The 11,921-nt window shown below is 50.3% G+C and carries 9 protein-coding genes; 4 read left to right on the plus strand and 5 right to left on the minus strand.

Translation table 11 applies throughout. The features are described 5' to 3' along the window. Nucleotides 1-60 precede the first annotated feature (60 nt). Entirely contained in the window at nt 61-1,080 is a 1,020-nt protein-coding gene (locus CFERDRAFT_RS05575; RefSeq protein ID WP_006366232.1) for a hypothetical protein, read from the plus strand. On the opposite strand, the gene CFERDRAFT_RS05580 is transcribed toward CFERDRAFT_RS05575, so the two are convergent. Continuing rightward, complete coding sequence (locus CFERDRAFT_RS05580) at nt 1,077-1,538, minus strand: nucleoside deaminase (RefSeq protein WP_006366231.1); 462 nt, start codon at nt 1,536-1,538, stop codon at nt 1,077-1,079. The genes CFERDRAFT_RS05575 and CFERDRAFT_RS05580 overlap by 4 nt on opposite strands. 144 nt (nt 1,539-1,682) lie before the next feature. Between CFERDRAFT_RS05580 and sucC the strand changes: the two genes are divergently transcribed. Then, nucleotides 1,683-2,861, plus strand: a complete 1,179-nt coding sequence (gene sucC, locus CFERDRAFT_RS05585) for an ADP-forming succinate--CoA ligase subunit beta (RefSeq protein ID WP_006366233.1) — start codon at nt 1,683-1,685, stop codon at nt 2,859-2,861. Between the two features lie 80 nt (nt 2,862-2,941). Beyond that, nucleotides 2,942-4,141, plus strand: coding sequence for a Coenzyme F420 hydrogenase/dehydrogenase, beta subunit C-terminal domain (locus tag CFERDRAFT_RS05590; RefSeq protein WP_006366234.1), 1,200 nt, complete (start codon nt 2,942-2,944; stop codon nt 4,139-4,141). Between the two features lie 285 nt (nt 4,142-4,426). Here CFERDRAFT_RS05590 and CFERDRAFT_RS05595 read toward each other — a convergent pair whose 3' ends face one another. The 4 genes from CFERDRAFT_RS05595 to CFERDRAFT_RS05610 form a co-directional block, all read right to left on the minus strand. Next, nucleotides 4,427-6,400 carry a MacB family efflux pump subunit gene (locus tag CFERDRAFT_RS05595; RefSeq protein ID WP_040433243.1) on the minus strand — a complete coding sequence of 658 codons (1,974 nt, stop codon included), beginning with the start codon at nt 6,398-6,400 and terminating at the stop codon, nt 4,427-4,429. A 2-nt stretch (nt 6,401-6,402) separates the two neighbouring features. After that, the gene (locus CFERDRAFT_RS05600; RefSeq protein ID WP_006366236.1) at nt 6,403-7,365 is read right to left on the minus strand and encodes an efflux RND transporter periplasmic adaptor subunit; all 963 of its coding nucleotides are present in this window, start codon (nt 7,363-7,365) and stop codon (nt 6,403-6,405) included. Further along, complete coding sequence (locus tag CFERDRAFT_RS05605; protein ID WP_006366237.1) at nt 7,349-8,623, minus strand: TolC family protein; 1,275 nt, start codon at nt 8,621-8,623, stop codon at nt 7,349-7,351. Before CFERDRAFT_RS05605 ends, CFERDRAFT_RS05600 begins: the two co-directional genes overlap by 17 nt. Before the next feature lie 155 nt (nt 8,624-8,778). Further along, nucleotides 8,779-9,564 carry an SDR family NAD(P)-dependent oxidoreductase gene (locus CFERDRAFT_RS05610; RefSeq protein ID WP_006366238.1) on the minus strand — a complete coding sequence of 262 codons (786 nt, stop codon included), beginning with the start codon at nt 9,562-9,564 and terminating at the stop codon, nt 8,779-8,781. Nucleotides 9,565-9,867: 303 nt separating this feature from the next. Between CFERDRAFT_RS05610 and abc-f the strand changes: the two genes are divergently transcribed. After that, nucleotides 9,868-11,826 carry a ribosomal protection-like ABC-F family protein gene (gene abc-f, locus CFERDRAFT_RS05615; protein ID WP_006366239.1) on the plus strand — a complete coding sequence of 653 codons (1,959 nt, stop codon included), beginning with the start codon at nt 9,868-9,870 and terminating at the stop codon, nt 11,824-11,826. Nucleotides 11,827-11,921 lie beyond the last annotated feature (95 nt).

The raw sequence follows: 11,921 nt of genomic DNA on the forward strand, positions 1-11,921 counted from the left end.
CATCCAGTGCGATCACAATTTCCTGCGAAGGCCTGAATAAGAGTAGAACATGCAGCTGCCATGAAAAGAAAAGCCTCATTTTTTTTCTTTACCGCCCTTCTTGCGGTCATACTCCTTCTGGTTGTCTTTACGGTCAATCAGTTGAGCAGTGCGGCAAAGCTTCTCGATGCGCTCTACCCCAATACGGGAACACTTTTTCTTCTTTTCAGCTGTGCGCTTCTCGCCACGACGCTCTACAGCGGGGTCCGGCTCTTTTCGCTTCCAATCAAACCCGATCTGCCGGATAATGAAAATTCCAGGCAGATGGACGCCTATTCCGGTTATCTGGCAAAACGGATGCCTGTTCACTCAAAGCATCCTGATGCGTCCAGGAAGCTGAAAGACCTTCGATGGGTCCGCACCAATCTCAAATTCCTCGAAGTCGACTCGCTCAACGATATCAAGCAGTTTGCGACCAAAAATTTTTTTGTAGGCGCCCTCGCCCAGAACACCTCTTACGGCACAACGACCACCCTTTTGAATAACATTAAAATGGTCTGGGCCATTTATCTTATTCACAACCGCGAACAGCATCTCAGAGAGTTTATCCTGCTGGTCCGTTCCGTCTATGAGTATCTTCCGCTTGCCGACTTTAAAAAGGAGGAGATACCTGCCCATATCAAACCGATTATCCAGTCAGCGTTCAGCAACACCCTCTCTTCACTGCTGCCTGCAGGCAACCTGCTGACCCCTTTTTTTATGAACCTTTTCCTGGCCGGTGCAACCAACACCTACCTTACCTGCCTTGCAGGAATCATCGCCACCCGTCATTGTCAGGTTATAACTGAAGAAGACGAAAAAGAGGTTATTCAGCAGAGCATGTTTGAGGCTTCATTCATGCTCAAGGAGATCGTCAGGGAGTGCAACCCCCTTTTATCGGTTACCATCAGCAAAGCGGTCAAACAGGCAGGGATCGAAAGCCTTGACACCGTTCAGCCATCAAGCGGAAGTGGTATAGCCCAGGATATCGTTTCCCACCTTGCAAGCTCCCTGAAAAACATTATCAGGGAGAATATTTCGCAGGATCATGATGATGATTAGGGCTTTTTACGCAGCTCCCTGAAAAAATCCTGAAGGAGGGTTCGGCACTTGTTCTCCATAATCCCTCCGTAAACTTCCGGTTGATGATTAAGCTGCTGACATCCTGTTATATTCATGACCGTACCCGATGCACCCATTTTCGGGTCATAGGCCCCGAAAACAACTCTCCCCACCTTTGCATTGACAATAGCTCCCGCACACATGGGGCAGGGCTCCATGGTAACGGCCAGAGTACAATCTTCAAGGTACTTGTTTCCTATCGTAGCCATTGCCGAGGTCAGGGCAATCATTTCAGCATGCGCGGTTGCATCACAAAGTGATTCCACCTGATTGTATCCCCTTCCGATAACATGACCGTTACTGTCAACGATCACCGCTCCGACAGGAACTTCCTTCTTTTCAAACGCTTTGATCGCCTCACGGAACGCAAGTTCCATACACCAGGTAAAATCGAGCATACTATTTGTGTAAATATTGATGTGTTGAGCGTTCACAGGTTTTACCGTAAACGTAATTTTCGTTATACTATTGCTCTTTGCGCAATTTTCGATTTCCCTGCATTACTCGTGTGAACTATTGTCCGTAACCCAAGACCTAAAAATATGAACATTCATGAATATCAAGGCAAGGATATCCTGAGAAAATTCGGGGTTGCCGTACCGAAAGGAATTGTTGCCTATTCCCCGGAGGAAGCAAAAACCGCTGCCGAGCAGCTCTTTGAGGAGTTGAGTTGTCCGGTGGTTGTTGTAAAAGCACAGATTCATGCAGGTGGCAGAGGTAAAGCCGGAGGAGTCAAACTTGCCAAGTCAGCAGAAGAGGCATTTGAAATTGCCCAGCAGCTGATCGGACTGACACTTGTCACCCATCAGACCGGACCGGAGGGAAAAGAGGTCAGAAGGCTGCTTGTTGAAGAGGGTATGAATATTGAAAAGGAGTTTTATGTCGGTATTACCCTTGACCGCTCGACATCGCAAAATGTTCTGATGGTTTCGACCGAGGGTGGTATGGAGATCGAGAAAGTTGCCGAAGAGACCCCGGAAAAACTCCTGAAAATCCAGATTGACCCGCTTTACGGCATGCAGGGATTCCAGGCACGTGAGGCTGCATTTTTCCTTGGACTTGAAGGTGAGCAGTTCCGCAATGCGGTCAACTTTATATCGGCACTCTACAAGGCCTACACCTCGATTGATGCGGCGATTGCTGAAATCAACCCGCTCGTTGTTACCAAAGAGGGCAAGGTACTCGCCCTTGACGCAAAGATCAATTTTGATGACAATGCACTCTACCGCCATAAAGAGTTTATTGAACTGCGCGATATCAGCGAAGAGGATCCGTTTGAAGTTGAAGCTTCAAAATCCAATCTCAACTATGTACGCCTTGACGGCAATGTAGGCTGTATGGTCAACGGCGCAGGCCTTGCCATGGCAACCATGGACATGATCCAGCTTGCCGGAGGAAAACCTGCCAACTTCCTTGATGTAGGTGGTTCGGCGAGCCCCCAGACGGTAGAGGAGGGGTTCAAGATCATTCTCAGCGACAAAAATGTCAAAGCAATACTCGTTAATATTTTCGGCGGAATTGTCCGTTGCGACCGTGTAGCGGGCGGCATTATTGAAGCTGCTACAAAAATCGGCCTGCATCTGCCGGTCATTGTGCGCCTTGAGGGCACCAACGCCCCAATAGCCCAGAAAATGCTGGATGACTCAGGGCTGAATCTCATTTCAGCCAACGGCCTTCGCGATGCGGCCCAGAAGGTCAACAAGGCACTCTCCATGGCCTGACTCATGAAAAGCTCACTGTAAGGTATAAACCATTCACCCCGCACAATCAATCTGCGGGGTGTTTTTTTTTGAGCACATCTATGCCGAAACCTCTTTGCAGCTCATGCGGGCTCTGCTCAATAAAAAAATGGCCCTCCACAGAAAGCCTGCAAAGCTGTGTTTTCAATACCGGATGGCTCGGAGAGCATGAAACCGCCCTTTTCGGGCGCGAAAGAGACCCTCTCGATCCGGAGGAGTCACGCTTTGGAATTACCAGTTCACGCTTTGTAGCCCGGCTCCGGACAGCCGTTCCTGACGCCCAATGGTCTGGCATCATAACCCGATTAGCTGAAAAAGCTTTAAACAGCAAACTTGTTGAGGGTGTGGTAACCCTGCACCGTCATGAAGAGGATTTTTTCCATCCAATACCAGTACTTGCCGGGTCCGAAAAAGATATACTGAAGGCAAAGGGAAGTATTCCCGTACTTTCGCCCGTGCTCCGCTCCCTTGAAGAGGCTCACTCCAAAGGGCTGAAACGGCTCCTCGTTATAGGGGCCGCATGTCATATTCATGCTCTGCGTGACTTTCATCGGCGATTCGACTATCTGCGCAATATGGAAATCTATACCATTGGCATTCCCTGCGTCGATAATGCAAACGAAAAAAAGTGGCCGTGGATTCTGGAAAGAATTTCAAAATCACCTGCAACAGCACGCCATATTGAATTCATGCCGGACTACCGGGTACACGTCAAACATCTCGACGGTCACATTGAGAAAATCCCTTTTTTCAGCCTGCCGGAAGAGTTGACCAACCCGGAAATCTTTCCACACTCATGCCTGAGCTGTTTCGATTACCTGAATGGACTTGCTGATATAACGGTGGGATATCTGGCCGCGCCGTTCAAAAACAGAAGCAAGTTACAGTGGGTACTGGTCCGCACCGAAAAAGGCTCTGTGCTGAACAATCTGATCGCTGATGAACTGGAAACCTTTCCGGAATCAGGAGAGTGGGAGTGCTTTAAATTTGTAGCGGCTTCGGCAAAAAGCTCTGCCGAAAGTATGAAATGCCAAAAAAAAGAGTTCCGCACAACCCGTAAAATCCCGGTTGCGGCAGGCCACCTGATCTCGGAGTTCCTGTTCCGTACAGGACCCAGGGGCGTTGGATTCGCACATTTTTCTGTGGACCATCACCTTATAAAACACTACTACTTTGTAAAATTCAACTATCCACAGCACCTTGAACGGCTGGTTCCCCCCCATGTATACACCATTCTTGAGGAGTACGGCCTTGAACCCTGAAACCCGAAAAAAAAACAGCGAAGAGAAACAACTTCCCCTCCGCTGTCCAAAGCAACAACCTGCCCGTCCCTGTCATCTCAATCATCACTCATCTTTGCGTTCCTGCATCATCATCATCAGTCAACTAACTCAAGAGCGGACCTGTTGTTGAAATCATTCCGGAGAGCCAGGTAGCTCCCCTCACAAAGTATGACGCGCTTTGATGCAGAATCCTGCACAAAATAATGTCAAGCAAATTCAAGCATCAGAAAAAACTTGTAACAATACATGCATCCCGGGCAAGTTCTACTCGTAACGGAGAGCTTCGAGCGGCTTGAGTTCCGCAGCTTTGCGGGCGGGCCAGAGACCGAAAAAAATACCGATAAGGGCAGAGAATACCGTAGCTACAACAACCGAAACAACCGAGGTTTTAACAGCCCATCCGGCAAAAATGGCAAGCATAAAAGAGACTCCGATACCGGCAATTATTCCGATCAAACCTCCGCTGATGGTGAGCCCGACAGACTCTACGAGAAACTGCAGCATGATGTCTCCCTTTCGTGCTCCGATCGCCTTGCGCAACCCGATCTCCCGTGTGCGCTCGGTTACCGAGACCAGCATGATATTCATGATGCCGATACCGCCTACGACAAGCGAAATAGCAGCTATGGAACCGAGCAGAACACTCATGGTCTGGGTCGTGCTGCTGAGCATCTTCTGGATCTCGGTCATATCCCGGATATTGAAGGAGTCGTCATCGGCTTGAAGCCGGTGCCTTTTCCGGATAAGTTCACTGATCGTACTCTTCGCCTGCTCAATCAGGGCCGGAGAGGTAACTTCAACAAAAATACCGCTGAGATAATCCTTGCCGAGCACCCGGTACATGGCCGTCGTCACTGGAATAAGCACCACATCATCCTCATCCTGCGGACCTGAAAACCCTTTTGCCGGAGCGATCCCTATTACCGTAAAATTAATCCTGTTAATCTTTATGGTACCTCCTATCGGGTTGGTGTTTCCGAAAAGCTCCTTGACCACCGTAACACCGATAATGGCAACCTTGTCACGCTTCTGTATCTCCTCACGGGTAAACCACCTGCCAACAGTTGGCGTTGAGGCCCGCATGGTTCCGTAATCATAGCCGACACCGGTCAGGCTTGAACTCCAGTTTTTGTTGCCGTAGACCATTCGTGCGCTGCCGTTGACGACCCCTGTGGCATTTTTTACCAGCGTGGTAAGCTCGGCAATATCTTCCACATCAATGGCGGTAAAACGGGCAACAGCGCCTGCGCCCTGGGCAGCGCCGCGGATCTTGGCCGATCCACCCCTTATAGAGAGCATGTTGGAGCCCATGGATTTGAGCTGCTCCTGCATGGCTGCCTTGGCTCCCTCGCCAAGTGCCATCATGGCAATCACTGAGGCTACCCCGACAAATATTCCGAGTACCGAAAGAAATGAGCGCATCTTGTTGGCAAGAATCGCCTGGAAAGCCTGTGCCATAAAACCGATAAAGCGTCCGTCCTGCCATAACGAGACCTTTGCAGGCCCATGGATTTCAAAGCCCGCGAGAGGTTCAGCAGAGCGTGCCGGAACACTACCTGTACGCTGTTCATCGGATATGATAACCCCATCTCTCATGGTGATGACCCGCCCGGCATAGTCGGCAATCTCTTTTTCATGGGTCACCATTACAATGGTTTTACCCTCTTCATGAAGTCCTTTAAAGATCTTCATGATCTCGGCCGAGTTTTTCGTGTCAAGATTTCCGGTCGGCTCGTCAGCAAAAATAATCAATGGATCGCGCACCAGCGCCCGTGCAATAGCTACCCTCTGCTGCTCACCGCCGGAGAGCTGATTGGGTGTGTGATCAACTCGCTCCGCAAGACCAACCTGGCGCAACCGCTCTAAGGCCTCCTTGCGGAAATCCCCTTTTATGCCGCTGTAGATGTGCGGCAGGCGCACATTCTCCACAATACTCATGCGCTTGAGCAGGTGAAACTGCTGAAAAACAAACCCGGCAACATTGTTGCGGAGCCCTGAAAGTTCATCTTCACTCAGGGTATTGACATTCTGGCCGAGCAGCAGGTAGTCGCCCTTGTCGGGAGTGTCAAGCAGACCAAGTATCTGCATGAGGGAGGATTTGCCCGATCCGGAAGCGCCCATAATGGCAACAAACTCACCCTGCTCTATGGTCACTGATACTCCGCGCAGTGCCTGAACGGTGCTCTCCCCGATCTGGTAGGTCCGGTGAACATCAACAAGCTCAAGCAGATGTTGCACGCTCACCTCCGGCTCCTTTGCGGGGTAAAGGGATTGGTCCCGCCGTTGTTTTTCGGCAGAACAAACGAAGAGTCCGGCAGAAGAACAACAGAGCTGTCTGTAATGCCGGAAAGAATCTCTATTTTGCCGTCATCCTGCAAACCGGTTTTCACCCTTGTATAGCGTTGCCCGCCATCCTTGCCTCTTTTTTTCTGCATGACCACCTGACTGCCGTTCCTGCTCTGCACCGCCCTCAGGGGCAAGAGCAGCGCACGACTGTTCTCCTGCACAATAATCCTGATGTTGGCGCTCATGCCGGAACGGAACACTTCCGGTATACGATCCGGAATCACATCAACATTGTAGATACTCACATTGTTCTGCAGGCGGGACTCATAGTAGATGTGTTCAACCACCCCGTTCACCCGGATTTCAGGATAGGCATCCAGGCCGATAACCGCCTTCTGGCCTGTTTTTACCCGTCCGATATCGGTTTCATCAACATAGGCTTTGACAATAAGATGGTCGGAGAGCACAAACAACGAGTCACTTGTTGTAACGGTCTGTCCGGGATTGACGCTCCGCACAATGACCTGACCATCCATCGGAGCTATAACGGCAGTTTTTTTATAGACATTGTTCCAGTAACTCTGCTCGCTTTTTCCCTGAAGCCTGGCGGCATCGAGCAGAGCGGCCCTCTCGGTTGAACTGAGCATGGCAAGGACCGTCCCTTTGCTGACAAGTTGACCTTCATCAACAAGAACCTCCTCGACTCTTCCGCCGACCGAAGACTTGATTTTAACCCGGTTCTCGGGCTCAACCGCACCGGTAGTCGATACCGATGAACTTATGCTGCCTCGTGCGGGACGGATCTCCTCAAATCGCTGACCGGAACTTTTGGCGCCCCTGAACAGCAGAAACCCGGTGACCCCGGCAACAATAATAACAGCAAGAACCGCTGCCATGATCTTATTTCTCTTCACCATCAACTCCTCCCCCTTTTGCCTGTATCCATTTAGCCTCGGCAATCAGGAGATCTGCCCCGGCATTAAGAAACTCTTTTTTTGCACTGACAAGATTGTTTTCAATAATCACCCACTCGTTGAAGGTCACCAGACCATTCGAGTACTGCGCATTGGCAATAGAGGAGCGCTCCATTGCCGCATCAAGAAACTTCTTGCGTACGGTAACCAGTTGGCGCGCATCCTGAAAGCTCTTCCAGCTCTCTTCAAGGGTGTCGTAAAGCTGCAGATACCCGCTTTTCTGTGCCGCATTGTGCTCACTCACCACTGCCATTGCACGAGAGACTCTCGCCCGGCCACTTCCGCCCTCATAGATCGGCACGGAAACCGTGAGACCGGAATTCCAGTCTACCGCATCCATCGGCAGCCGGTCAGTGGCACTGCGTCCTATGGTTGAGGTGAGATAGATTTGCGGAAGAAAAACACTTCGGGCGGCATCAAGATCATAACGGGCAGCCTTGCTTTGGGCATCAAGCTGCTGGAATTGCGGATTGTTTCTGGCCAGGATGGCCATGTCCGGTTTTCCGAGAGATGAGAGCGGAACGGTAAATGCCCCCACAACCCTGATCGGATTATGCTGATCCCGTCCAAGCGCAGAAGCGAGTTTTACCTGGGCGACAAGAAGCGCCCGTTCTGACTGGGATACCTCAAAATTTGCCTGTGCCAGATCAGCTTCAGCTTGTCGAAACGATCCGATATGTTCCCTGCCGCCCTGATAACGCAAATTGATTAACCGGACATTATTGCGGCGCCTCTCGGCTATCTCCCGGGCAAGAGCAACAAAATCCTGCGCTTTGAGCAGTTCAGTATAGGCAGACCGGAGAGCAAAGCGCAGATCGGCCGACACGGAACGGTAATTGTATTTTGCCGCATTGATCGATTCAAGAGCACTCCTGATCTGTTTCGATGTTTTGTTGCCGTCGAAAAGCAACTGCTGTGCAGCCAGAGAGTAGCTGAATGATGAAGAGGAGCGTGATGCTTTTGCTGTGCCGGTTCTCTCCTGGGAGCTTAGGGTAACATTGAGCTGGGGAAAGAGAGCACCGGCGGTAATACGCCTGTCAGCTTCAGCCTGCTGGATAACTGCAAGAGCGGAATAGAGGTCGGGATGAGCCGACCGGGCTTCACTCACACACTGCTGCCATGTCAACGTTTCTGCTGCCTGAAGCGGAGATGCGCCAAAAACCAGCACGACTATCAGAAAATGATAAATTTTCGCTCTCATTGCAGCCTGCTTCTGTTGCTTGCGTTATCGGTGAAATCTGTAACTCTTAACACCTCTTTCCGGTTTGACGTTCATTTCATTAAAACCTTTCGGTTTATAACGATAATTAATTTCGGCAACTACCGGACAGAGGGGAGAAAATTGACGGCATATTTTTATGAAGCAAAAAAATCCCGCCTCCGAAATAGACCGAAGAGCAGTCTGAGCAGGACTTTCCTCTTTGTCAGCCACTCAATCCGCTCATAGGTTCTTGTCGTTGCAAGCATTCTCTTCACCAGAAATTCCGTAACAGAGTCAACGTCATCAGCCAGAAGATTATAAAATCCTTTCCATTTCCGGCTCTCTTCGGATGGTTCGCTCACCGTGTCGAGGAGAAGACCGGTTATCACCATACCCGGACTCACCTCTCCGAACTGAATACCGGACTTTCTGGCCTCATGGGCAAATGCTCTGGTAAAATAGTGCACGGCACTTTTTGATGTTCCATACATACTCATCCCGTCAATAATTGAGCCTTTGCTTCCATGTCCCTCCATATTGAATATCCGGCCGGACCCCTGCAGCTTCATACCGTTGAATGCCGCAACGGTACCGTTGATCACCCCGAGCAGGTTGACCGCAAGAAGCTCTTTTACCGCACGCTCATCAAGTTCCCAGAGCCTTTTCTGCGGCTGACCGATACCGGCATTGTTCACCCAGATATCAACCTTGCCGAAGCGGCTTGCTGCCGAATGAAACAACCGTTCCATGCTCTCCCTGTCAGCCACATCACCTGCAACACCATAGACCCGCTCACTGTACTTGTTCAAACGGCATAACGCTTCATCAAGACGCTCCTGATGAGATCCGTTAAGCGTAACCCTGTGCCCTTTTTGAAGAAACCGCTCGGCAAGTCCGAAGCCGATACCACGGGTACTCCCGGTTATGACAATATGTTTCATAAAACAAGCTGTTAACGGTAGAAGAGGCCGAACCCCTCTAATTTAGGGAAATTCAGACCGATCGGGAACAAGCCCGCTATCGGAACTGCCCTGAAGCTCATGACGGATGCCATCCAAACCGGAAAAAAGGATGGTTGACCGCAGAGATGCATTCCGGTCATGATGCTTTCATGAAATATTGTATTTTCCACCGTATAAAAATTATTAATTCAATGATGAGCACCGCCAAGCGAAGCAATCAACCTGCAGAAGAGGGTATTCGTGGTGCCCTGATGCCGATCATCTCTATAAGTCCAGTCCATCATGCTTGAAGCCAGAAACCTCTCTCTTACCGTCGGAACCAAAGAGCTCCTCGTCGACACATCGTTCCGGGTCGGCGACACTGACCATGTCGCACTTGTAGGCCTTAACGGTACTGGCAAATCGACCCTTCTCCGCCATATCAGCGGAACGACCTATGACAGCGGGCTCATGACCAGCGGGCAGCTGCTCAAATCAGCGGAAACCACCATCGGCTACCTGCCGCAGGAGATCAACTTTGATGCGGATCTGGAAAAAACCGCCCTGCAGTATGCTCTCCTGGCGAACGAACGGCTTTGCGTTCTGTCGGAAAAAATTACCCGCATGGAACACGAGCTCGCCCTTCCGGAACAGGATTATGAGAGTGAATCCTACCACCAGCTTATAGAACGCTTTTCCGATGCCATGCACGAGTTTGAACATCTGGGAGGCTACACCATGCAGTCCGATGCTGAAAAGGTGCTGGCAGGACTCGGTTTCAGTGAGATAGATTTCCACAAAAAAGTCAAGGCTTTTTCCGGTGGATGGCAGATGCGCCTCCATCTCACCAAACTGCTCCTGCAGAACCCTACACTCCTGTTGCTTGACGAGCCGACAAACCACCTTGATATAGATTCACTCCGGTGGCTTGAGAACTATCTGGTAAACTACGAGCACAGCTATATCATCGTCTCCCATGACCGGTTTTTTCTTGACAAACTCACCAAAAAAACCCTGGAGATCGCTTTCGCACGCATTCATGAGTACAAAGGGAACTACTCCTATTATGAAAAGGAGAAGGCCGAGCGCTATGAACTGATGATGGGCAAATATGCCAATGATCTCAAAAAAATGGAGGAGCTCCGCGCCTTTGTCGACCGATTCCGTTACAAGGCAACCAAGGCGCGCCAGGCGCAGAGCCGTCTGAAGCAGATGGAGAAGCTTGAAAGCCAGATAGAGTCTCCCGAGGAGGACCTCTCGCGAATCTCCTTCCGCTTTCCGAAAGCTATGCCATCCGGTCGGGAGGTGATGCGGCTTGAAGGGGTAAAAAAAGCTTACAGCATGCCGGACGGTTCCAATAAACAGGTCCTGAACGGTCTGGATCTGGAGGTGATGCGCGGAGACCGGATCGCGATTGTCGGCTCGAACGGCGCAGGAAAGAGCACCTTCTGCAAAATCATTGCCGGGCAACTCGATTTTGAAGGCAAGCTCACCATGGGTCACAATGTCTCGCTGAACTACTTCGGACAGCATCAGACGGAAAGCCTTTCACCGGAAAAAAGCATCTATAACGAAATGCTCGACTCCGCCCCCAATTCTGAAGCCCAGAAAAGGGTGCGGGATATTCTCGGCTGTTTTCTCTTCAGCGGAGATGCCATCAATAAAAAAATCAGGGTGCTCTCGGGAGGGGAAAAATCAAGGGTGGCGTTGGCCAAAATCCTCCTGCAGGCCTCCAACCTGCTGATTATGGATGAACCGACCAACCATCTTGACATGCGTTCAAAAGAGATGCTGATCGAGTCGCTTGAAAACTACAGCGGGACCCTTCTGCTCGTCAGTCACGACCGCTATTTCCTCGACAGTCTGGTCAACAAGGTGATCGAGATCAAAAACGGCAACATGCAGCTTCACCTCGGCACCTACGCTGAATATCTTGAGAAGGCGGAAAAAGCCATTGAGGCCGAACGCAAACAGGAAGCCGCCGGACGTCAGAAAACACAGGCCGCCACGCAAACAATCACCGAAAAGGATAAAGAGCAGGCTAAAAAGAGTGCCGCTGCCAAAAAGGACAAGAAGAGAATCGAAGAGATTGAGCAGAAAATCAACCGGCTGGAGCAGCAGAAAGAGTCGATTGAAACCGTTATGGCAACCGAGGATTTCTATAAAAAGAGTCAGAAGGAGACCGACAGCATCCTTGAGGGTTACCATAAACTCTGCGCAGAACTCAATCTCCTGTTTGCCGAGTGGGAGCAACTATCGTAGCAAGAAAACATCAATAGTAAATTATACCGTTCAGATTCAGGCAGGCAAGTCGCCAATACTGCAATACCGCAAAATCACTAATCTGATTTATAACT

The sequence above is a fragment of the Chlorobium ferrooxidans DSM 13031 genome (assembly GCF_000168715.1).
GTDB lineage: Bacteria > Bacteroidota > Chlorobiia > Chlorobiales > Chlorobiaceae > Chlorobium > Chlorobium ferrooxidans.

Bases quoted from the DNA above. Each gene is read 5' to 3' on its own strand.
- CFERDRAFT_RS05575 (WP_006366232.1), top strand. From the start codon at position 61: ATGAAAAGAAAAGCCTCATTTTTTTTCTTTACCGCCCTTCTTGCGGTC.
- CFERDRAFT_RS05580 (WP_006366231.1), bottom strand. From the start codon at position 1,538: ATGCTCGATTTTACCTGGTGTATGGAACTTGCGTTCCGTGAGGCGATC.
- sucC (WP_006366233.1), top strand. From the start codon at position 1,683: ATGAACATTCATGAATATCAAGGCAAGGATATCCTGAGAAAATTCGGG.
- CFERDRAFT_RS05590 (WP_006366234.1), top strand. From the start codon at position 2,942: ATGCCGAAACCTCTTTGCAGCTCATGCGGGCTCTGCTCAATAAAAAAA.
- CFERDRAFT_RS05600 (WP_006366236.1), bottom strand. From the start codon at position 7,365: ATGGTGAAGAGAAATAAGATCATGGCAGCGGTTCTTGCTGTTATTATT.
- CFERDRAFT_RS05605 (WP_006366237.1), bottom strand. From the start codon at position 8,623: ATGAGAGCGAAAATTTATCATTTTCTGATAGTCGTGCTGGTTTTTGGC.
- CFERDRAFT_RS05610 (WP_006366238.1), bottom strand. From the start codon at position 9,564: ATGAAACATATTGTCATAACCGGGAGTACCCGTGGTATCGGCTTCGGA.
- abc-f (WP_006366239.1), top strand. From the start codon at position 9,868: ATGCTTGAAGCCAGAAACCTCTCTCTTACCGTCGGAACCAAAGAGCTC.